The organism is Enterobacter huaxiensis, from assembly GCF_003594935.2.
Classification (GTDB): Bacteria; Pseudomonadota; Gammaproteobacteria; order Enterobacterales; family Enterobacteriaceae; genus Enterobacter; species Enterobacter huaxiensis.
Window position 1 is genome coordinate 1397215 of the sequence record NZ_CP043342.1, and the last position, 21451, is coordinate 1418665.

Genomic DNA, 21451 nt, shown 5'->3' on the forward strand with positions numbered 1-21451 from the left:
AAACCATAATTTCCAAAGGGGATAGTCGGTGTGTGCCTGACTAGCCCCGCAGTGCGAAGCGTGAAGGGCTGAGAGGTAATAATCTTGATAACATCATGTTAAGCAACTGATATTAAAATTTGTTTTTCGCCAGACTGCTTCCGGTTTTATCGCCAGGGGCTTTCCCGTTTTAGGGCCAAATCTTTTTTTTTGCTCACCCTCTCGACAGCGGGATTTTATTCAGGTTATTTTCTAAGCATGCCACATGCGTGGCAGCGTCGCTCGGACGGTCCGGGCGCTAACGTAATCTGAGGAATCTATGGCTGAATTCAGTCCTGAACGCCGCTTCACGCGTATCGATCGTCTCCCTCCTTATGTTTTCAACATCACTGCTGAACTGAAAATGGCTGCGCGTCGGCGCGGCGAAGATATTATCGACTTCAGCATGGGTAACCCTGACGGCCCTACGCCGCCGCATATCGTAGAGAAACTCTGTACGGTTGCCCAGCGTCCCGATACGCATGGCTACTCGACGTCCCGCGGCATTCCTCGTCTGCGTCGGGCTATTTCGCGCTGGTATCAGGATCGCTATCAGGTGGATATCGACCCTGAGAGCGAAGCGATTGTCACCATTGGTTCAAAAGAGGGGCTGGCACACCTGATGCTGGCAACCCTGGATCACGGCGATACCGTGCTGGTGCCAAACCCGAGCTACCCCATTCATATCTATGGTGCGGTAATCGCCGGGGCGCAGGTGCGTTCTGTGCCGCTGGTGGAAGGCGTTGATTTCTTCAACGAGCTGGAACGTGCGATCCGTGAAAGCTACCCAAAACCCAAGATGATGATCCTTGGTTTTCCGTCAAACCCAACCGCACAGTGCGTAGAGCTCGAATTCTTCGAAAAGGTGGTCGCCCTGGCTAAACGGTATGACGTGCTGGTGGTTCACGATCTTGCCTATGCCGATATTGTCTACGACGGCTGGAAGGCACCTTCCATTATGCAGGTGCCGGGAGCCCGCGACGTGGCGGTCGAATTTTTCACGCTGTCCAAAAGCTACAACATGGCGGGCTGGCGCATTGGTTTCATGGTCGGTAACAAAACGCTGGTGAATGCACTGGCGCGCATTAAGAGTTATCACGACTACGGGACATTTACCCCGCTGCAGGTGGCCGCAATTGCCGCGCTGGAAGGCGATCAGCAGTGCGTGCATGATATTGCCGCCCAGTATAAACGCCGTCGCGACGTGCTGGTGAAAGGCCTGCACGAGGCTGGATGGATGGTCGAAATGCCGAAAGCGTCGATGTACGTCTGGGCGAAAATACCTGAGCCCTACGCGGCAATGGGTTCGCTGGAGTTTGCCAAGAAGCTGCTGCAGGACGCTAAAGTGTGCGTCTCTCCGGGGATCGGTTTTGGTGATTATGGTGACACGCACGTCCGATTCGCGCTGATCGAGAACAGCGACCGAATCCGCCAGGCGGTGAGGGGAATAAAAAGCATGTTCCGGGCCGACGGGCTTCTCTCGTCGAAAAGCGTTGCAGAACATCACGAACCGTAACCCACATACAAAAACAGGCGCCAAAGGCGCCTGTTTTTTTGACTGCATGTTTTTACTAAATCATCAGGGCAAAAGTTCCGGCCCAGACCAATACAATCACCGAAATGCCCATAAAGAAATATTTCACGTTTCATCGCTCCGCGTATCTTTTGGTACGCATTGAAAAACAGAGTCCACCTGATTATAGAGAGCTGAAATCGGGTTAAGAGGGAAATGAGAATTATCCCGCAGTACCTCAGACTCCAGCTCAGAATTCTGTGCTATCCCATTGCCAGACGGCGCTAATGTACGCCTAAATATGAGGGGTGGCAAGATCCCTTTTTTTAAATAATTTCCTACACTTACGGGTGTCGTGGAACGGCGACAGTTTGATTTCAGAACGCAATAAATTCACTTTGAGCGACGAAGGAAAAAGGCGGTAACGCAGAGTGATTACAGGTGGTTGAAAAGGTTAGTTTCTTAGCGAAACTAACCTTTCACAGAATTAGATATAGAGAGAGGATTCGCCAAGCGGGCGGGTTTTGAAGCGGCGGTGCATCCACAGATACTGCTCGGGCGCACGCATAATTTCCATTTCGATGACTTTATTAATAAACGCCGCGGCTTCGCACTCGTTTTCCGGATAGTTAGCCATCTCCGGAGAGATGTGCAGACGGTAGCCTGACCTGTCCGCCTTTCTCACCATCGTCACGGTTAACATGGCCGCACCCGACAGGCGTGAAATCACAAACGTGCCGTTAGTCGTAGCGACGTTTTTAACCGCAAAGAAGGGAGCAAAGCTGCTGCCTTTACGTCCGTAATCCTGATCTGGCGCAAACCAGACGGCTTCGCCTTTCTTCAGGGCGCTTACCATGCCGCGCAGGTTGTTGCGGCTGATCATGGCCTTATTGGAACGCATCCGTCCGCGCGTCTGCACCCACTCCATGACCTGGCTGTTGTGCGGGCGGTAGGTTGCCATCATCGGCTGGCAAAGGCCCATCACACGGCCGCCGAGTTCAAGGGACATAAAGTGCACCCCAACAACCATGACGCCGCGGTTTTGCGCCTGAGCGCGTTTCAGGTTATCCAGACCTTCAACATCAAACCATTTACGGACGCGTTCATCAGGCCAGAACCACGCCATGCCGGTTTCGAGCAATGCCATGCCGATGGATTTGAAGTTTTCTGCGATCAGCTTTTCGCGCTGTGCCGCATTGTAATGAGGGAAGCAAAGCTCAAGATTTTTACGGGCGATAGATTCACGACGTTTAAGGAAGTGACGTGATGTACTGCCCAGCTTCGAACCCAGTATACGAATTACCGGGTAAGGCAGCTGGACCAGAAGCCAAAGGACGCCGAGACCAAACCATGTAAACCAGTAACGCGGGTGCAAAAACGCGCGTTTGAAAGTGGATTGAGACAAATTAGTGAACCTATGTAAAGCCTGTGAAAGTATCGCGATGAAAGCGATACCACGTTTCAATTAGACCGTAAGACAAGGTCATGGTTGCAGGCTTTACCGAACTTTACGGCGTTACCTGGCCATTACTGACATTGGGCGGGCAGTATAATGTAACACCCTTATACGATATGTGTCATCAGCCGTTTTTGATTAAAAAAGCGGCATTTCAAGAGGCAATTGATTTTCTTGTTTTTATAATAAAGGTAACACTCCCCCCTGAAGAGAGCCTTTAGTGGAAACCTACTTAAAAACGGTAAAAGATGAGTGGATGCAGCTCATCACTGAAACCGATCCCCATGTTCATCAGATTGCGGCTGAACTTGCGCAGGTTCACGCGCCGGCGCTGATCGGTGAGTTTTACCGTGTCGTACTTGCCGATCCCAACGTCGCTGAATTTTTAACTACTGAGCAGGTTGAACGCCAGCTAAGAGAAGCGCTCTGCCGCTGGCTGGTGGACGTCCTTTCCTGCAGCACGGATCAGGTTGAAGAGCAGATGCGCGCCCAGCAGCGCGCTGCGGATGTTCACGCCCGTATTGGTATCTCGGTCGACCTGGTGGAAATGGGTTTTCGGGTGCTGAAGAAACTGCTGCTGCCGCTCATCACCGGGATCCCTCATTCCTCTGAAGTGAAGCTGAAACTGTACCATTACGCTGTTAACAGTATCGACCTTGCTATGGAGGTGATGTCGCGTGCATATGTCTTCAGCGAGAATAATGCGGCGAAGGAGGATGAAAACTACCGAATCTTTTCGCTGATGGAAAATGCCGAAGAGGAGAAGGAGCGACAGACGGCCGCGCTGCTTTCATGGGAAATGACGCTCCTCTATAAAGTGATGCTGAACTCCAGCATCGGTAACAGTTTGCCGCTGGGTCAGTCTGATTTCGGACTGTGGTTTAGCCATAAAGGGCGTCACTACTTCAGCGGCATTGCTGAAGCCGGACACATCTCGCGCCTGATTCAGGAGTTTGACGACGCGTTTAATGCCATCCGCCTTTCTGACCAGGGAATTGGCAATAAGCCACTTCGGGTCAAGTTTCTCCAGCAAACCCGGAACACGCTGTCGCAGATCGTAACGCTGTTGCGCGAACTGTTCGACGAAGTCTCCCGACACGAAGTGGGAATGGATGTACTGACTCGTCTGCTTAACCGACGCTTTCTGCCAACCATCTTTAAACGCGAGATTATCCACGCCACGCGAGCCGGAACGTCGCTTTCGACGTTGCTTATTGATGTCGATAAGTTCAAGCAGATAAACGACACCTGGGGGCACAATACCGGGGATGATATTCTGCGAAAAGTCTCCGGTGTCTTTTATGACCATGTTCGCACCTGCGATTACGTATTTCGTTACGGCGGCGATGAGTTCCTCATCGTGCTGACGGAGCTCAACGAGGCAGATTCGCTGCGTATCGCGGAGCGGATCCGGCGGCGCGTAGAAAAAATTAAGGTTACCTCCCCGGATGGCGACCTTATACCCCTCTCTCTTTCTATTGGCGTGGCGATGTTCAATGGACATCCTGACTACGAACGGCTGATTCAGGCAGCAGATGAAGCGCTGTACGGCGCGAAACGGCGTGGACGTAACTGTGTTGAACTGTGGAAAGCAACCTTGTAACGGTCTTTCGAAAGAGAACGCTCGCTGGTAAAGTGAGCAACCGAAACTGAGATATAACCGTAAGGGACTGCAGGTGGCCGGACGCGTTGAATACCAGATTGAAAAGTACAGCTTCACGGAAGCGAGCGAATCCGCACGGCTGAGCCGCCAGTGGGCCGATGTGCTTGTTGAATGTCAGGAGAACAGAGCGGGCGCAGAAGAACGGCTGCGTATAGCGTTACTGAACGTGGACTATATTACCAGTTTTGAACTCCCCTTCAGGCTGCTGCTCACCCGCACGCCGCAGCTGATTGCCGGTTTACGGGAGGAACTGCAGATCGGCCAGAAGAACGTCATTTTTAACGGCAAACGCTTTGGCTGCGTATGGAGCCTGAAGAGCGATTTAAGCGCCATACCTGATGAGTATCACTACCGGCTTACAACGCGCATCCGTCGAATTGAAGAGGCCGGGGCAACCGAAGCGCCTTTCCGGCAAATTGCTCAGCAGGTTAAACCCCCGCGGGAGCGCCTGAAGCTGGCGCTTGACAGCGGGCTGGCCGTCACAGCACTGGACGGGCTTTTTTGGTTTGGCATTCAGCGTATTGCTGCCGATGTGCAAAGGCTCAGAAAAACAGGCATGAAGATAACGACGTCAGAAATCGATGTTTATGAGAATTTGACCGGCACGAACCGCCGTATTCCGGTTTACCAGTCTGTACTGGAGTGAATGGGGTAGGGCTCGGGTGTCCTCTGCAATTATCCTGTCATGCAAAATAGCGCTCACTGAATCTGCGTTCCCATACTAAACCCTGGCAGCGTAAGGCCGGGAGTGTGTCTGCGCGTAATTTTTCCTTATCCTTCGCATAAACAGTTACTTTCTTCCCCTTTAATCTCTTTCTGATCTAAAACCCTATCTTTGAAAATGCATGGATGTTTTCACTTTCCTGATATTGATCTAAATCAATTTAAGATCATTTTATTAACAATTCTCCGTCCATTTTAACTGCTGCGGCATAAATGTTTGTTTTGTGTATTGGTGGTAGTTCATTTTACTGACATGGCAGTGCAATTCTCTATTAACATTTAGTGGAAAATTCTTAAGAAATTTCTTATGGCCGATGAATGATCGGTGAATTTGATCTTGAGTCGATCATTGTTCTATTATCTGCTGTAAATAGTTCTTGTCTGAAAGTGTGCACAGCGATAAACCGAGGGATGATGAAATGGCTGATAGTTTCCAAAATGAAGTGCCAAAGGCACGTATTAATCTAAAACTTGACCTGCATACGGGGGGCGCGAGCAAGAAAACTGAGCTCCCCCTGAAATTACTGGTAGCGGGCGACTTCAGTAATGGTCAGGAGGCTGCACCACTGTCTGAACGCAAAAAAGTTAATCTGAATAAAAATAACTTTGACTCCGTGCTTTCCGAATATTCCCCAAAAGTAAATCTCACCGTTAAAAACACGCTGGCTGATGACGGCAGCGAAGACAATATAAGCCTGACTTTCCAGAGCATGAAGGATTTCACTCCGGAGCAGGTTTCCCGGCAAATCCCCCAGCTGAAGGCGATGCTTTCCATGCGCAACCTGCTTCGCGATTTAAAGGCAAACCTGCTGGACAACCAGGCTTTCCGCAAAGAGCTGGAAAAAATTCTGCTCGACCCGGCATTAAGCGCAGAACTTCGCTCAGAGCTGTCTGCCCTGGCCCCGAAACAGCCATAACGGTCACGATGATTTAACGGATTAATAAGGAAGATGTTGATGTCTGTAAAAAATGAGAATGCCGTAGGTGGCGAAAGCGTGGTGCTGGAACGTCCTGCTGCGGGCGGGGTTTATGCCTCCCTGTTTGAAAAAATCAACCTGAACCCGGTATCTGAGTTGAGCGCGCTGGATATCTGGCAGGACGCGCAGGCGATGTCGGATGCGACTGCGGATGAACGTTTAACGGCCGGCATGCAGGTGTTCCTGGAGTGCCTGACTAAATCGGGCTCAAAGGTTGAAAAACTCGACAAAAACCTGATTGACCATCATATCGCAGAGCTGGACTACCAGATTAGCCGTCAGCTTGATGCTGTCATGCACAGCGAAGAATTCCAGGCGGTAGAAAGCCTGTGGCGCGGTGTGAAATCCCTGGTCGACAAAACCGATTTCCGGCAGAACGTGAAGGTTGAACTGCTGGATATGTCCAAAGATGACCTGCGTCAGGACTTCGAAGACAGCCCGGAAATCATCCAGAGCGGGCTGTATAAACATACCTATATTGATGAGTATGATACCCCGGGTGGAGAGCCGATTGCTGCGCTGATTTCCGCCTACGAATTTAATGCCTCTGCGCAGGATATCGCGCTCCTGCGCAACATTTCAAAGGTCTCTGCTGCTGCCCACATGCCGTTTATCGGCTCCGCGGGACCGAAATTCTTCCTGAAAGACAGCATGGAAGAAGTGGCGGCCATCAAGGATATCGGTAACTATTTCGATCGCGCTGAATACATCAAGTGGAAATCCTTCCGCGAGACGGACGATTCCCGCTATATCGGTCTGGTGATGCCGCGCGTGCTGGGTCGCCTGCCTTATGGTCCGGACACCGTGCCGGTGCGCAGCTTTAACTACGTTGAAGAAGTAAAAGGCCCTGATCACGACAAATACCTGTGGACGAACGCCTCGTTTGCGTTCGCCTCTAACATGGTGCGCAGCTTCATCAACAACGGCTGGTGTGTGCAAATCCGTGGCCCGCAGGCCGGTGGTGCCGTTCAGGACCTGCCTATTCATCTGTACGATCTGGGCACCGGCAATCAGGTGAAGATCCCGTCAGAAGTGATGATCCCGGAAACACGCGAATTTGAGTTCGCCAACCTCGGTTTCATTCCGCTGTCCTACTACAAAAATCGCGATTACAGCTGTTTCTTCTCGGCGAACTCCACGCAGAAACCGGCCCTGTATGACACCGCCGATGCGACGGCCAACAGCCGTATCAATGCGCGTCTGCCATACATCTTCCTGCTGTCCCGCATTGCGCACTACCTGAAGCTTATCCAGCGCGAGAATATCGGTACGACGAAAGACCGTCGTCTGCTGGAGCTGGAGCTCAACACCTGGGTGCGCAGTCTGGTCACCGAAATGACCGACCCGGGCGACGAGCTGCAGGCTTCGCACCCGCTGCGTGACGCGAAAGTGGTAGTGGAAGACATTGAGGATAACCCGGGCTTCTTCCGCGTGAAGCTGTATGCGATCCCGCATTTCCAGGTGGAAGGGATGGACGTCAACCTGTCGCTGGTTTCCCAGATGCCGAAGGCGAAATCGTAAGCTAAGGCAGGAAGCCAATGAAAACGGAACAACCGTTATGGGGCAGGGGCGTTATGGTCTCTCCCCAGCACTTCCAGCAACAGGCCGCATATGCGGCCTGGTCTGCGGAATGCATCGCCCGACTGGGTCTCTCCCATCCCTGGGGAATGATTGAGGCTGCTTTCGAACCGGATGCACTGAAACTGGGCCGCCTGCAGGCCCGTCGTCTGCACATCCGTTTCCCCGATGGCACGCTTATCGACACGGATAATGCTGACGACCTGCCGCCGGTGCTGGCGCTTGAGGGCGTGTCACAGGAAGTGGTGGTGGTTCTGGCGCTTCCGCTGCTGAGGGCGAACGGCGGCAACTGCCTTAAACCTGATGAGGTAGCCGAGCGCCCTGTGCGTTATCGCCAGCGCTGGCGGGATGTCCGCAACACCTTCGGGGAAGATACCCGCCAGATTGCGGTGATGCGCCCGGAGCTGACGCTGCGGTTTGCACATCAGAAAAACAGCGATTACCTGACCTGCCCGGTCGCCCGCCTGCAGCAGGATTCGCAGGGGGTGTGGTTACTGGATGAAACATTTCTCCCCCCGCTCCTTACCATCCAGGGCAGCCGCTGGCTGGTAACTCAGCTGGAACAGCTGATGACGCAGCTGCGGGCCCGTCTGAGTCGCCTGATGGACATGCGTCGTGAAAGTAACGAGCGCATGGCCGATTTTGCCGTGGCAGATGTGTCTCTGTTCTGGCTGCTCAATGCCCTGAACAGCGCAGAACCCGTGCTAGGACAGTTTCAGCGTCACCCGCAAAGTCCACCTGAGCGTCTGTATCCAGAACTGGCACGCCTTGCGGGTAGCCTGCTGACCTTCTCGCTGGAACACCAGGTGAGTGCCATTCCTGTCTGGCAGCATGAGCAGTTGAATAACGTCTTCCCGCCGCTCTTTGACCTACTGGGCGACCTGCTGGAAGCCAGCCTGCCGTCGCGGGTGGTGGCGATTGAGCTTGAGCATGATGCCCGGCTTCACTTCTGGCAGGCCCGTCTGCATGACCCACGTCTGCGCGAAGGGGTGGATTACTACCTCTCCGTACGTTCACCGATGCCGGTGGCACAGCTGCAGGAGCAGTTCCCGCGCCAGTGCAAGGTCGGCAGCCCCGATCATGTCAGGAGTATCGTCAATTCTTCACGGGTGGGTGTGCCGCTGACGCCGCTGCGTCACGTGCCGGCCGCCATTCCACTGCGTCTGGAAAACCAGTATTTCAGCCTCGATGTCTCTCATCCTCTGGCCAGCGAAATGCTTCAGGGCGGCACCTGTATGTTTTACGTTCCGGGCATGCTCGGCGAGCCTGAACTTGAACTCTTTGCGGTACTGAGAACATGAGTGAGCCTAAACGCAGTAATGCTGCGTCGATTGATATTGATGCCCTGCTGCAGGACACCTGGCTGCAGGTAATCAGCCTGCGTCACGGTCCAGCATTTCAGGATGGAGAAGGGCGCACGTTGTGGGAGCGCTGCATTGCTGATGTTGAGCGTGTGCAGCGTGAGCTGAAAGCGAGCGAACTCGATGAGGCCAGCTGTCAGCATATTCTCACTGCACAGTGCGCGCTGCTTGACGAAGCCGTCAAAGGTCGCGGTGTGGAGGATGATGCCTGCGTGCAGTGGTATGACATACCCCTGCAGGGACACTTCCTCGGCACCATGGATGCCGGTGATACGCTGTGCGATCGGATGCGCGATGTGCTGCGTGAACCGGCGCCTGACCATGCTGTCGTGACCTGCTTCCAGCGGATCATGATGCTGGGGTTCCTCGGCAGTTTCCGCTCGCTAAACGATCCGGAGCGCCAGAAACTCGTCAACGCGCTCGGAGAACATGTCACGCCGTTCAGCTATCCACAAACCCACCCGATCCTTGCAGAAAGCAGAGCCGGACGGGGAATGGGGGGATGGCTGGCGTCATGGCCCGTGCGTATCGGCCTGAGCCTGGTGGTAGTCGCTGCACTCTGGTGGGGACTGGATCACTGGCTGGATCAGACGCTGTTGAGCCTGCTGCCGGGAGCTGTGAAATGAGTCCTGCACAACAGCGCGGGCTTGCGCTGTGGGCCGCCCTGCTGAGTGCAGTGGTCTGCCTGGGGTTCCTGCCGGGTGCCCGCCTGGTTTCTGTGCTCACTCTGCTGGTGGTGCTGGGGCTTATTCTGGCGTTCTGGATTGTTGCCAGTCGTCGTACGGGGCATGACGTCACCCTGTGTCTGGACGATCTCCCCGAAGCCACTTACCGGCATCCCGTGGTGCTGGTCTGTGGCGATCTGCCGCTGGCATGTATGCAGCGGTCTCCGGTGCTCACTGTCACGCAGGGATGCTGGATCCGCGTTGAGGATCATCAGGATCTGGAGCAGGTAGCCCGCCAGGTACTGTGGTTAAGACCTGACTGGGGTCGCCAGCTGTCGGTGATGGTCAGCATCTGTCCGCAAAAACACGCCGACAGCGAAGCCCTGACCAGCCGCCTGCTGGCTCTGCGCTGGCAAATCAGCAAACTGCGTAAAGAAAGCGGTCATTCTGTGCCGCTGATTCTGAATGGTCAGGTTGGCAGCGCGATGACGAACGATCTGCTCTGGCAGGCGGCTATCCCGGGGGAAGGCGTGAGGGTGTGGCGTGAGTCTTCAGCGCCGAGTTCAATCGCTGCATGGGTGACAACCGGTGGGACCCCTGCGATGCAACAGCAGGTGCTGATGAACAGCCTGATGAGCTGGTTCCATCAGCACGTCAAAGCTGTCTTTATGGATGAGAACCCCGACGTTCCTGTGATTGCACCTGGCGCTGTGCTGTGGGGATTGGGACCGATCCTTGCCGGAAGTCTGGCCACATCGGCCTGGACGGTGTGGCTTTCCCGTCACACTGCGATGCAGCGGGTGACGGGCTGGCAGCCGGTGGGAACGGACAGTACGGTTATCTCGCCCTTCCCGGATTTTATCCTGCCGCTGCTGCCCGAAGGGCGAGGCCTGACGCCGCGTGGGCGAGCCTTCCGCTGTGCGCTCGGGATTTTCACGCTGGCGGCGATTGCAGCGCTGCTCAGCAGTGGCTGGAACAATCGCCAGCTGCTGCAGCGTGTGAGTTTCGATATTGCCCGCTATGACCGTATCCCGATGCATGATTTCGGCCCCAAAGCCGACGCCGTTGCCGTCCTGCGCGACGATGCAGCGCAGTTGGATGGCTGGGCGCGCAATGGCGTACCGGCCAGGTTAGGTCTCGGTCTGTATCAGGGCGAGCGTCTGCGCATGCCGGTGCTGGATGCAATCCGCTCGTATGTGCCGCCACCACCGCCGCCTGAACCGCAGCCGAAACCTGTACCGAAAATTGTCCGCCTCGACAGCATGTCGCTGTTCGATTCTGGCAAATCCGTGCTGAAAGCGGGTTCGACCAAAATGCTGGTGAATTCACTGGTCGGTATCAAAGCGAAGCCGGGCTGGCTGATTGTCGTGTCCGGGCATACCGATAACACCGGTAATCCGCAACTGAACCAGACGCTGTCACTCAGGCGTGCCGAAGCGGTGCGCGACTGGATGCGTGATACCGGTGATGTACCGGAAAGCTGTTTTGCGGTGCAGGGCTATGGCGAAAGCCGTCCGGTCGCAACTAACGACACCCCGGAAGGGCGTGCGCTCAACCGTCGTGTCGAAATCAGTCTGGTACCGCAGGCCAATGCCTGTCAGATACCCGACAAAACCCCAGCGTCATCGCAGGATGATGACGTTTCTCAACATTAATGGAGTAAATCCGATGGCAATTCCTGTTTATCTTTGGCTGAAAGACGACGGCGGCGCGGACATTAAAGGTTCTGTAGACGTTCAGGATCGTGAAGGCAGCATCGAAGTGGTTGCACAGCAGCATAACCTGTACATCCCGACCGACAACAACACCGGCAAGCTGACCGGTACCCGTATCCACACCCCGTTCCTGTTCACCAAGGAAATCGACTCCTCCAGCCCGTACCTCTACAAGGCTGTGACCACCGGTCAGACCCTCAAGTCTGCGGAATTCAAGTGGTACAAAATCAACGACGCGGGCCAGGAAGTGGAGTACTTCAACACCAAACTGGAAAACGTGAAAGTGGTGAAAGTGAATCCTGAAATGTATGACATCAAGGATCCATCTAAAGAGAAGCACAACCACCTTGAGCGCATTGAACTGCGTTACGAAAAAATCACCTGGACTTACAAAGACGGCAACATCATTCATTCCGATTCCTGGAACGAACGCGCCACCGCGTAAGCCCGATGCGGACAGGGCTTCCTGTCCGCAGTTTTTTGCTGAGTGCCTGAGAGGCAGGCACTCAGCAAAGAAAAATACAATCTGCCTGCCTGACCTTATGCGCTTTGGTGACAGCGAGGGGCGGTAGCGTGTCCAGGAACCGACAAAGAGAGAGACTCATGGAAAATCCAGCCATCCTGTTGCGACGTCTGAACCCTTACTGTGCCCGTGCGATGGAAGGCGCGGCGTCGCTCTGCCAGACCCGTACCCATGCGGAAATTTTGCCGGAGCACTGGCTGCTGAAGCTGCTCGAGCAGGGGGAAGGTGACCTGACGGTGCTGGCACGTCGCTACGAGTGGGACATGGATGCACTGTGGCAGGAGTTGCTCGGCTGGCTGGATAATCAACCGCGCTCGGTACGCAACCGTCCGCAGCTATCCGCCGATATTCAGAAACTGATGCAGGAAGCCTGGATGCAGGCCTCACTTGCCGGAGAAGAAAGTATCCGCAGCGTGCACCTGCTGATGGCGCTCACGGAAAACCCACGACTTGCTCACTGCGACGGTCTGTGGCCACTGCTGACGCTCGGGATGAGTCAGCTTTCCCGACTGCGCCCGCTGCTGGATGCACAGTCTGATGAACGCCCGGAGCTGCAGTTTGAGGCCGAACTGGCCCAGGAGCATGGCGGTGAGGTAGAGTTTGTTGGCCGCCCGGTTGGTGCTGAGCTGAAAGAGGGTGAACTGAACCCGGCGCTGCAAAATGCGCTGGATAAATTCACCCTCGACGTCACCGCCAAAGCGATAGAGGGCAAGATTGACCCGGTGTTCGGGCGTGACACCGAAATCCGCCAGATGGTGGATATTCTCTCGCGCCGTCGCAAGAACAACCCGATCCTGGTTGGCGAACCGGGCGTCGGTAAAACGGCGCTGGTCGAAGGTCTGGCGCTGCGAATTGCCGAGGGCAACGTCCCGGAATCTCTCAAGCCGGTGATCCTGCGCACGCTTGACCTCGGCCTGTTGCAGGCGGGCGCAGGCGTGAAAGGTGAATTTGAGCAGCGCCTGAAAAACGTCATCGACGCCGTGCAGCAGTCACCGGTGCCGATTTTGCTGTTTATCGACGAAGCCCACACTATTATCGGTGCCGGCAATCAGGCGGGCGGCGCGGATGCGGCCAACCTGCTCAAACCCGCTCTGGCCCGTGGCGAATTGCGGACCATTGCCGCGACCACCTGGTCTGAATATAAGCAGTACTTCGAACGCGATGCCGCGCTGGAACGTCGCTTCCAGATGGTGAAGGTCGACGAGCCGGACGACGAGACCGCCTGCCTGATGCTGCGCGGTCTCAAATCCCGCTATGCCGAGCACCATAACGTGCACATCACCGACGATGCGGTGCGCGCCGCGGTCACGCTGTCGCGCCGTTACCTGACCGGTCGCCAGCTGCCGGACAAGGCCGTTGACCTGCTGGATACCGCCGCGGCGCGTGTGCGTATGAGCCTCGATACGGTGCCTGAACAAATTGTGCATCTGAAAGCGCAGCTGACGGCGCTGGAACTGGAAGAGCAGGCGCTGCTGGAGGATATCGCCGCCGGCAGCAACCGTCATGGTGACCGCCTGGGTGCCATTGAGCAGCTGCGGACTGAACTGGAAGCGCGTATCGGGGAGCAGGAGGCGCGTTTCAGCCACGAAAAGGTGCTGGCACAGCAGCTGATGGCCAGTCGCCAGGACATCAGCCAGCAGGCTGAGATTTCCGACCTGCAACAGCAGCTCGAACAGGCCCAACAGGGCGACGTGCTGGTTCAGGTAGATGTGGACACCCGTACGGTCGCGAACGTGATTGCCGACTGGACAGGCGTGCCGCTCTCTTCCCTGATGAAAGACGAGCAGACCGAACTACTGACTCTGGAAAACGAAATCGGTAAACGCGTGGTCGGCCAGGATGTTTCCCTTAACGCTATCGCTCAGCGTCTTCGCGCGGCGAAAACCGGCCTCACTTCCGAAAACGGGCCGCAGGGTGTGTTCCTGCTTGTCGGTCCGAGTGGTGTAGGTAAGACCGAAACCGCGCTGGCGCTGGCGGATGTGCTGTATGGCGGCGAGAAATCCCTGATTACCATCAACCTCTCGGAATATCAGGAACCGCACACCGTTTCCCAGCTGAAAGGCTCCCCACCGGGCTACGTTGGCTACGGTCAGGGCGGCATCCTCACTGAAGCGGTGCGCAAGCGCCCGTACAGCGTGGTGCTGCTGGATGAAGTAGAAAAGGCGCACCGCGATGTGATAAACCTGTTCTATCAGGTGTTCGACCGTGGCTTTATGCGCGACGGCGAAGGGCGTGAAATCGACTTCCGCAATACCGTTATTCTGATGACCTCGAACCTCGGCAGCGATCATCTGATGCAACTTCTTGAAGAAAATCCGACAGCAACTGAAGGTGATTTGCAGGAAATGCTACGCCCGATTTTACGCGACCACTTCCAGCCCGCGCTGCTGGCCCGCTTCCAGACGGTGATTTATCGCCCTCTGGCCGAAGCGGCCATGCGTACCATCGTAGAAATGAAGTTGTCACAGGTCAGCAAGAGCTTGCATCGTCACTACGGCCTGACCACGCAGATTGATGAGAGTCTCTATGACGCGCTGACCGCCGCCTGCCTGCTGCCGGATACAGGGGCGCGCAACGTCGATAGCCTGCTCAACCAACAAATTCTGCCTGTGCTGAGCCAGCAGCTGCTGACCCACATGGCCGCCAAACAGAAACCACAGTCGTTATGCCTTAGCTGGAGCGAGGAAGAGGGGATCGGGCTGGAGTTTGACCGTACACAAGGAGTGCACGCATGAGCAGTAATCCCCCGATCAGATTCAGCCACAACCATCACCAGCTGTCGGTGAAGGGATGTGACGCAGAGCTCGATGTGCTGGCGTTTGAAGGCGATGAAGCCCTCAGCACGCCGTTCAGCTACCGCATTGAGTTCACCAGTTCTGACCATGCCATCAGCAAAGAGATGATGCTGATGAGAGCGGCCTCCCTGACGCTGCAGGCCCCGGTTGACCAGGGTTACGGCATCAAAATGCAGCAGGCCGTGCGCACCCTTCAGGGGGTGGTGAGCGGCTTCGAACGCCTTGGCACCTCGGCAGATGAAACCCGTTATGCCCTGACGCTTCAGCCACGCCTGGCGCTGCTTGACCGTTCGCACCAGAACGCGATTTATCAGGACATGTCGGTCCCGCAAATTGTGGAAAAAATCCTGCGCGAGCGTCACGGCATGCGCGGCCAGGATTTTCTGTTCTCGCTTGCAAAAGAGTACCCGCGCCGCGAGCAGGTGATGCAGTACGGCGAGGACGACCTGCGATTCATCACCCGCCTGCTGGGCGAGGTCGGCATCTGGTTCCGCTTTACCACCGACACGCGTCTGAACATCGACGTGGTGGAGTTTTACGACAGCCAGCAGGGGTATGAGAAAGGCCTCACGCTGCCGTCGGTGCCGCCGTCCGGCCAGCATTCGCAGGGCGTGGACTCGGTGTGGGAGATGGAGAGTCGCCACAGCGTGGTGCAGAAGCAGGTCAGCACCCGTGACTACAACTACCGCCAGGCCACGGAAGATATGAACGCCCGGGTGGACGCGACCCGGGGCGACAGCACCACATACGGCGATGCCTATCACTACGCCGACAACTACCTGACGCAGGGCAGCGCGTATGACCGCAGCCCGGCCCCGGAGTCCGGTGCGTTTTATGCCCGCATTCGACATGAGCGCTACCTGAATGGCCAGACGCTGACCCGGGCCATCACCAGCTGTCCGACGCTCTCTCCGGGCCAGGTGCTGAAAGTTACCGGTGGATACGAAGTGGCAGAGGTCTTTGCTCAGGGCGTGGTTGTCACGGCAATGCACAGCCACGCGCGGCGTGATGAGGACTTTGGCGTCAGGTTTGACGGCATCCCGGACAGCACGGATTTCAGTTTCCGTCCGGAGCCCGGCAAACGCCCGGTGATGGCGGGCACCCTACCGGCCCGCGTTACGAGCACCACCGAGAATGACACCTACGGGCACATTGATAAAGACGGGCGCTATCGCGTCAGCATGCTGTTTGACCGTGACGGCTGGGAGACCGGATTCGAGAGCCTGTGGGTGCGCCAGTCCCGCCCGTATGCCGGTGACACCTACGGTCTGCACCTGCCGCTGCTGGCGGGCACCGAAGTGGCAATTAGTTTCGAGGACGGTAACCCGGACCGGCCGTACATCTCTGGCGTACTTCACGACTCGGCGCACGGCGACCACGTCACCATTCGCAACTACAAACGTAACGTCCTGCGGACGCCGGCGAACAACAAAATCCGCCTCGACGACGAACGCGGGAAAGAGCATATCAAGGTCAGCACCGAGTACGGCGGCAAAAGCCAGCTGAATCTCGGACATTTAGTGGATGCGGAGAAGCAGCAGCGCGGGGAGGGCTTTGAGCTCAGGACCGACAGCTGGGGCGCGATACGGGCGCAGAAGGGGCTGTTCATCAGCGCGGACGGGCAGGCGAAAGCGCAGGGACTACAGCGTGAAATGCAGGCAGCACTCCAGGAACTAAACGCTGCACGAGAGGTGACTTCAGGACTTTGTCATGCAGCCCAAGCAGCTCAAGCAGAATTAGCTGATATTGAGAAACAAACGGTCTTGATGAACCAAACGCTTAATGACCTTAAGCAGCAAGCGCTACTTTTGTCAGCCCCTTCGGGAATTGCACAAGTCACTCCAGCGAGCGTACAAGTTTCTGCAGGAGAAAATCTAATCATTACTGCAGGTCAAAATGCAGACCTTAGTATTGCAAAAAAATTCACTCTGGCGGTGGGTGATATTTTGAGCTTATTTGCACACAAGCTGGGGATAAAAATGTTCGCCGCTGAGGGGAAGGTTGATATTCAAGCACAGTCAGACGAACTGAATTTATTTGCAAAAAAACAGCTTTCCATTGCCAGTTCAGACAGCAGCGTTGTGATCTCAGCGAAGAAAGAACTTCTTTTAGTTTGTGGTGGTTCCTTTATCCGTTTAAGTGATGCGGGGGTTGAAGTAGGTACTGGCAAAAACGTCACTTTGAAATGTATTGCCGTTCAGCAACAGTCTGCTGCAGCGTTAGATTCGTCTCTTGCATTACCTTCTGGTTGTAAACCCGGGGTTATTTCTGCTGCTCAACAACAGGGTGCTGTGGTGACACTTGGCTAATATTAGGGAGAAAAAGAATGACCAGAAAATTGGCTGTCCTGGGAGACAGAACAAGCAACGGGAAAATAGTGTCAGCAACGGCGAATTTTTTCAGTGAAGGAAAGCAGGTTGCACAAAATAACGATAAAGCCACCTGTACTGTCTGTAAAGGCACATTTCCTATCCAGGCCAGTGCCGTGGGTATCGTCAGTAATGGAATGCTTCTGGTACAGGATCAGGATCGTGTGCTCTGCCTGTGTGCCAGCCATAAGGTGTTCGCAGGCTCACATTATTTCACCGGCTAACTAAGCCCTTTTTCATCTACAGGATTAATTAACAAAAGGACGTGAATATGGCATGCCAGGGGTTATGCACAACGAAGGGCCTGACCGTACTGCCCGTACGGTATGCCGTTGTGCCGGAGAATATCAATACCGGTTTACCAGGGTGGGCAAATGATCCGCTTGTCACCGGCATAACGCTTGCGAATAACGAAAAATATACCCTCCGTGCCCTTCGCCAGGGCTACCTTTACGTTTTTTATGAAAAAGGAAAGCAGGGCACGAATTACTGGCAGTGCTACAGCGTGGCGCCGGACGGCTCGCTGTGGCTGCAGCAGGTGGCGTCTAACCCGGCACCGGTGGATAAGGCGCTGTGCGAAACGGGCGGGCATATTGCGCAAAACGTCGAGTTCATGAGCATTGAATCCCCGGAGCAATGCGGCAACGTGTGGTTTGCGTTCAGCCAGTATCCGTGGGAGCAGGAAACGCTCGACCGGTATCGCACAACGCCGGAAGACCGCAGTGAGAGAATGCAGAAAGTGATGCCTTCGGTGTCGGGAGGGCAGCGCACGAAAGCAGGAACGGATGTCAGCGGGGCGAGCCTGAACCAGGTGCTGGACTATCAGGTGCCTTCGGTTTCCGGCCTGCTGCCCGGCCCGGATGATGTGAAGGTGGTGAGCGTCAGCCGGGCATCGTCACTCTGGGATCCGGCGGTGGATGACCCGTGGCGGGTGAATAACGACGTGCTGAAACTGCAGTCCAGCCTGTATCCTTGGGCAAAAAACCGCAGCGGCAGGGCAGCCGCGACGGTCGCGGCCATGCAAGCCCGAAGCGAGGGGATGACGCCGCTGCTGCTTCCGCTTTGGGATCCGGTGGGGATAGTGCATGAGCTAAACGGCTGGAGCCAGGACGTGCTGGGGCGTCAGGCGCAGTTTCTGCAGGAGCGGGAGCTGGAGTTCACGACCAAAACGAACCTCGACGCCGTCAGAACGCTTCTGGAAAGCAATGCCCAGGCGCTTGAAGACGCGATGCGGAGGCGAAGAACGGACAGTCCCATGCTGGCTGATGACTATCTGGATACGCGTCTGCAGGCGCTGGAAAAACGGTATCAGGACAGGCCGGACGTACTGGCGCAAATCAGGGCGGATGACAGATTAGTCAGGCGCTGGCATGCGCAGAACGTGACGGCATCGTACCCCGAAGGCGTGCTGATGAGTCCGCCCGAGCCGCTGGCCGCTCACCAGCGACGGGTTGCCGCGATACAGGCGCAGGTGGATGAGGAGCTGGCGTTAAATCTGCCTGCTCCTTCGCAGGACTTCAGCGGCGTGCGGGCGGAAAGCTGGGCGCCCTATGAGAAGAAGCTGAACACAACCCGACAGGCGAATTTTGATACCTGCTATTCGGGCCTGGTTAACACGGTTAATGCGCTCTTTCAGGCGCGGATAGTCAGCGTGGTGAACTGGCTCAGCGCGCCGCTGCTGCTGGCAGCGCTGGATGATTTCCACTGCGTGGCGCAGCGTGCAGGGCTGTTTTACCAGTCAGCGGTGGGGATGGCCCTGAACGGGGTTAACAGCTGTCCGGCAGGTGCGGCGAAGATAGACGGCTGGTGGAATGCGTACAGCGCTAAAAACCGGGAGAATCTGCTTTGGCGGCACGTGACGGCCAATAATCCGCAGTTAATCAATGAGCTGGAGCCGTTTCTGGGGACGGTGAAAGGGAGAAAAGACGAAGACGTGACGCCGCTGACGGCGACTGCGGTGACGGCAGCCCTGATGCAGCAGGTCAGCAGTATGAAAAAACTGGAGGGATACTACCAGAAATCAATGTCCACCGTGGTTAAGGGGCTGCGGGAAAATGCCAGTAAACTGGAAGTACAGCTCTTCAACACGGACGCGTTTATCGTCACGGTGGGTGACAGGGTAAGCCGCATTCTGCGGGTGGATAAGGCCGGGGAGAAGCTGGCGACCACGGCCTTCAGGCTGATATTTATGGTCAGGGCGGGTATCCCGTCAGAGACCGTTCACGGGTTAGTGAATGACTATCTGAAGGATGCGCCGGCGCTGCGTCAGACGGTGCTGGCAGGTATACGCAGCAGCAGGCGCTTTATGGCGAGCCAGACTGAAGTGACCGCGATAAAGCAGACGCTGAGCCGCAGGCTGGAGGAGCACTTTGCAACAGAGAAGGGCAGGGGTGAATACCGTCTGGCAGGAATAAACAGCCTCTTGTTAGTACTGAACGCGATGGATTTTATCTACCTGTGCGGACAGGTCAGGGATGAGAAGAAGCCGATGTCGAGCCTGATGGCGAGCGGGCTGGCAATGGTGAGCCAGGGCACGTCGGTTATTTTACCGGCAGTAGAAAAGGGGCTGGAAGCGCGTGAGCTGACAGTTTCATGGCTCAAGGGAGTCGGGGCTGCTGCGGGTGGAGTGGCTTCGCTGTTTTCGTTGTATGCGGACTGGACATTAACGAAGGACGAATTTCAGAATAATCGTTTTTGCCTGATGAGTGTTCTGGGACTGAAAACATTTGTGGATGGGCTGGCTGTCACAAAATCACTTGGTCTTCTGCTGGAGGTTGTTGATAGACCATTAGCCGTAAAAGCTTCTGAGAAAATAAGCCTTTTTCTGAGCGTAGAATTTTTAGGCATTCGGGTGCTTGCGGTATTGCTGACCTGGGAAGCCATGGTGGCAATAACCCTGTTGCAGGTGATTGTGACCTGGATATCGGACGATGAGCTTCAGGTATGGTGTCAGAAATGTGTGTTTGGCGCAGCACCGTTCAACCGCAGTGTGGCAGACCAGAATAAAGCTCTGGAAGGGGCAATAAAGGATATTGTATGAATTCAGAAGAGCAGCAATTAAGTTCCCGATTTATCAAACCTGAAAAGCTGGCTGACTTACGGAATAAGCAGGAAATTGAGGTGATGAACGGCAGGCCGTGGACGCGTGAGCTTCCTCCTCCTCCGGTATTACCGCCCTATGGTCCTCTGGAGAAAATATCAGGGCAGTTGGAGTCTTTTCACTATGAGAGATTCAGAGAGTATTTTGGCCCCAAAGCCTATCGAACCAGCACTCTTCCGGAGATATCAGACGGGAAACGCGGCACAGCTGCAGCTGCTGCTATTGCTGTAGGGAGCCCTGGCGTCGGTGCTACTATCATGGCCGAAAGCGAATCTTCAAACAGTTCGGCAGAATATGTGCAGGGAATAATTAATGGTAAGCCATTTCGCGGCTGGGTCGGGGTAACCCGACTTAAAGCGGGAGATAACGTGGAGATGATTGCCGAGTGGCAGCATGACCATTATGAGGTCTATGCGATAGCGTTGCCGGAAGAGCGTATAGTTTCGATATGCCCGAGATGTGATATGGGGCATATTGCCCATATGCTATGGCGGATTAAAAATATGTTTATCCTCACGGGGATTCTTTTTTTTATGGTGCTTTTTTCGGGGGTTCTTAGTGAAGTGATTGATGGCACCTGGAAGAGTCTTGAGTCATTTATAACTACATACTATTGGTTATATTTTATAGCATTGCTGGGAGGGGGGGGAGTGTCAGGGTTAATTGCATTTTTTGCATATAAAGCCTACGCGCCAACATGCTGTAAACTGGCTGAGGAAATCTTTAATTTGCTGGGGGTGAAAAACGTTAAAACGGTCAATCTCAATAAAACAACTAAAGATAGAGAACAACATTTAATAGAGAGTGGGGAGTGGCCCAGTCCGGGTGATGAAAAAAGATCTGCCTCCCCTAGTGCTAAATTTATTTACTCAGCGGAATGGTGGTTTTATTACTAGCTAAAAACTAATTAGGCTGGAGGCGCACTTTGCAAAAGAGAAGGGCAAGGCGGAATACCGTCTGGCAGGGATAAACAGCCTGCTGCTGGTACTGAACGC

16 protein-coding genes are annotated in these 21451 nt (G+C 55.1%); 14 read left to right on the forward strand and 2 right to left on the reverse strand.

What is annotated here, in order from left to right; translation table 11 throughout:
* Positions 1 to 298: 298 nt before the first annotated feature.
* A complete protein-coding gene (gene alaC / locus D5067_RS06775) occupies positions 299 to 1534 on the forward strand; it encodes an alanine transaminase (RefSeq protein WP_119937357.1) in 1236 nt (411 codons plus the stop codon).
* A gap of 55 nt (positions 1535 to 1589) precedes the next feature.
* On the opposite strand, the gene ypdK is transcribed toward alaC, so the two are convergent.
* Both ypdK and lpxP read right to left on the reverse strand, forming a co-directional pair.
* Entirely contained in the window at positions 1590 to 1661 is a 72-nt protein-coding gene (gene ypdK / locus D5067_RS06780; RefSeq protein WP_099458937.1) for a membrane protein YpdK, read from the reverse strand.
* A gap of 357 nt (positions 1662 to 2018) precedes the next feature.
* On the reverse strand, positions 2019 to 2936 hold the full coding sequence (gene lpxP, locus D5067_RS06785) for a kdo(2)-lipid IV(A) palmitoleoyltransferase (RefSeq protein ID WP_119937356.1): 918 nt from the start codon (positions 2934 to 2936) through the stop codon (positions 2019 to 2021).
* A gap of 271 nt (positions 2937 to 3207) precedes the next feature.
* Between lpxP and D5067_RS06790 the strand changes: the two genes are divergently transcribed.
* The 13 genes from D5067_RS06790 to D5067_RS06850 all read left to right on the forward strand — a co-directional run bounded on the left by D5067_RS06790 (position 3208) and on the right by D5067_RS06850 (position 21352).
* Complete coding sequence (locus tag D5067_RS06790) at positions 3208 to 4590, forward strand: diguanylate cyclase (RefSeq protein WP_119937354.1); 1383 nt, start codon at positions 3208 to 3210, stop codon at positions 4588 to 4590.
* Between the two features lie 73 nt (positions 4591 to 4663).
* A complete protein-coding gene (locus D5067_RS06795; protein ID WP_119937353.1) occupies positions 4664 to 5296 on the forward strand; it encodes an ECs1377 family protein in 633 nt (210 codons plus the stop codon).
* Between the two features lie 496 nt (positions 5297 to 5792).
* Positions 5793 to 6290 carry a type VI secretion system contractile sheath small subunit gene (gene tssB / locus D5067_RS06800; RefSeq protein ID WP_119937352.1) on the forward strand — a complete coding sequence of 166 codons (498 nt, stop codon included), beginning with the start codon at positions 5793 to 5795 and terminating at the stop codon, positions 6288 to 6290.
* A 33-nt stretch (positions 6291 to 6323) separates the two neighbouring features.
* Positions 6324 to 7871, forward strand: a complete 1548-nt coding sequence (gene tssC, locus D5067_RS06805; RefSeq protein WP_119937351.1) for a type VI secretion system contractile sheath large subunit — start codon at positions 6324 to 6326, stop codon at positions 7869 to 7871.
* A gap of 17 nt (positions 7872 to 7888) precedes the next feature.
* Complete coding sequence (gene tssK / locus D5067_RS06810; RefSeq protein ID WP_119937350.1) at positions 7889 to 9229, forward strand: type VI secretion system baseplate subunit TssK; 1341 nt, start codon at positions 7889 to 7891, stop codon at positions 9227 to 9229.
* Positions 9226 to 9915: a type VI secretion system protein TssL, short form gene (tssL, locus tag D5067_RS06815; RefSeq protein WP_119937349.1), complete on the forward strand. Its 690-nt coding sequence runs from the start codon at positions 9226 to 9228 to the stop codon at positions 9913 to 9915. The genes tssK and tssL overlap by 4 nt, the downstream gene beginning before the upstream one ends.
* Positions 9912 to 11609 carry an OmpA family protein gene (locus D5067_RS06820; RefSeq protein WP_119937348.1) on the forward strand — a complete coding sequence of 566 codons (1698 nt, stop codon included), beginning with the start codon at positions 9912 to 9914 and terminating at the stop codon, positions 11607 to 11609. Before tssL ends, D5067_RS06820 begins: the two co-directional genes overlap by 4 nt.
* A 13-nt stretch (positions 11610 to 11622) precedes the next feature.
* Positions 11623 to 12114 carry a type VI secretion system effector Hcp gene (gene hcp, locus D5067_RS06825; RefSeq protein ID WP_014070071.1) on the forward strand — a complete coding sequence of 164 codons (492 nt, stop codon included), beginning with the start codon at positions 11623 to 11625 and terminating at the stop codon, positions 12112 to 12114.
* Positions 12115 to 12272: 158 nt separating this feature from the next.
* Positions 12273 to 14927, forward strand: a complete 2655-nt coding sequence (gene tssH, locus D5067_RS06830) for a type VI secretion system ATPase TssH (protein WP_119937347.1) — start codon at positions 12273 to 12275, stop codon at positions 14925 to 14927.
* Entirely contained in the window at positions 14924 to 17296 is a 2373-nt protein-coding gene (locus D5067_RS06835) for a type VI secretion system Vgr family protein (RefSeq protein ID WP_119937346.1), read from the forward strand. The genes tssH and D5067_RS06835 overlap by 4 nt, the downstream gene beginning before the upstream one ends.
* Positions 17297 to 17313: 17 nt before the next feature.
* Positions 17314 to 17580 carry a PAAR domain-containing protein gene (locus D5067_RS06840; protein WP_119937345.1) on the forward strand — a complete coding sequence of 89 codons (267 nt, stop codon included), beginning with the start codon at positions 17314 to 17316 and terminating at the stop codon, positions 17578 to 17580.
* Between the two features lie 47 nt (positions 17581 to 17627).
* Positions 17628 to 20396, forward strand: coding sequence for a T6SS effector BTH_I2691 family protein (locus D5067_RS06845; RefSeq protein WP_119937344.1), 2769 nt, complete (start codon positions 17628 to 17630; stop codon positions 20394 to 20396).
* Positions 20393 to 21352, forward strand: a complete 960-nt coding sequence (locus D5067_RS06850; RefSeq protein WP_243544821.1) for a putative type VI secretion system effector — start codon at positions 20393 to 20395, stop codon at positions 21350 to 21352. The genes D5067_RS06845 and D5067_RS06850 overlap by 4 nt, the downstream gene beginning before the upstream one ends.
* Positions 21353 to 21451: the final 99 nt, after the last annotated feature.

What these genes read in the sequence shown, in the direction of transcription:
- alaC (WP_119937357.1), top strand. Translation starts at nt 299, where the DNA reads ATGGCTGAATTCAGTCCTGAACGCCGCTTCACGCGTATCGATCGTCTC.
- tssB (WP_119937352.1), top strand. Translation starts at nt 5,793, where the DNA reads ATGGCTGATAGTTTCCAAAATGAAGTGCCAAAGGCACGTATTAATCTA.
- tssC (WP_119937351.1), top strand. Translation starts at nt 6,324, where the DNA reads ATGTTGATGTCTGTAAAAAATGAGAATGCCGTAGGTGGCGAAAGCGTG.
- tssK (WP_119937350.1), top strand. Translation starts at nt 7,889, where the DNA reads ATGAAAACGGAACAACCGTTATGGGGCAGGGGCGTTATGGTCTCTCCC.
- tssL (WP_119937349.1), top strand. Translation starts at nt 9,226, where the DNA reads ATGAGTGAGCCTAAACGCAGTAATGCTGCGTCGATTGATATTGATGCC.
- D5067_RS06820 (WP_119937348.1), top strand. Translation starts at nt 9,912, where the DNA reads ATGAGTCCTGCACAACAGCGCGGGCTTGCGCTGTGGGCCGCCCTGCTG.
- hcp (WP_014070071.1), top strand. Translation starts at nt 11,623, where the DNA reads ATGGCAATTCCTGTTTATCTTTGGCTGAAAGACGACGGCGGCGCGGAC.
- tssH (WP_119937347.1), top strand. Translation starts at nt 12,273, where the DNA reads ATGGAAAATCCAGCCATCCTGTTGCGACGTCTGAACCCTTACTGTGCC.
- D5067_RS06835 (WP_119937346.1), top strand. Translation starts at nt 14,924, where the DNA reads ATGAGCAGTAATCCCCCGATCAGATTCAGCCACAACCATCACCAGCTG.
- D5067_RS06840 (WP_119937345.1), top strand. Translation starts at nt 17,314, where the DNA reads ATGACCAGAAAATTGGCTGTCCTGGGAGACAGAACAAGCAACGGGAAA.
- D5067_RS06845 (WP_119937344.1), top strand. Translation starts at nt 17,628, where the DNA reads ATGGCATGCCAGGGGTTATGCACAACGAAGGGCCTGACCGTACTGCCC.
- D5067_RS06850 (WP_243544821.1), top strand. Translation starts at nt 20,393, where the DNA reads ATGAATTCAGAAGAGCAGCAATTAAGTTCCCGATTTATCAAACCTGAA.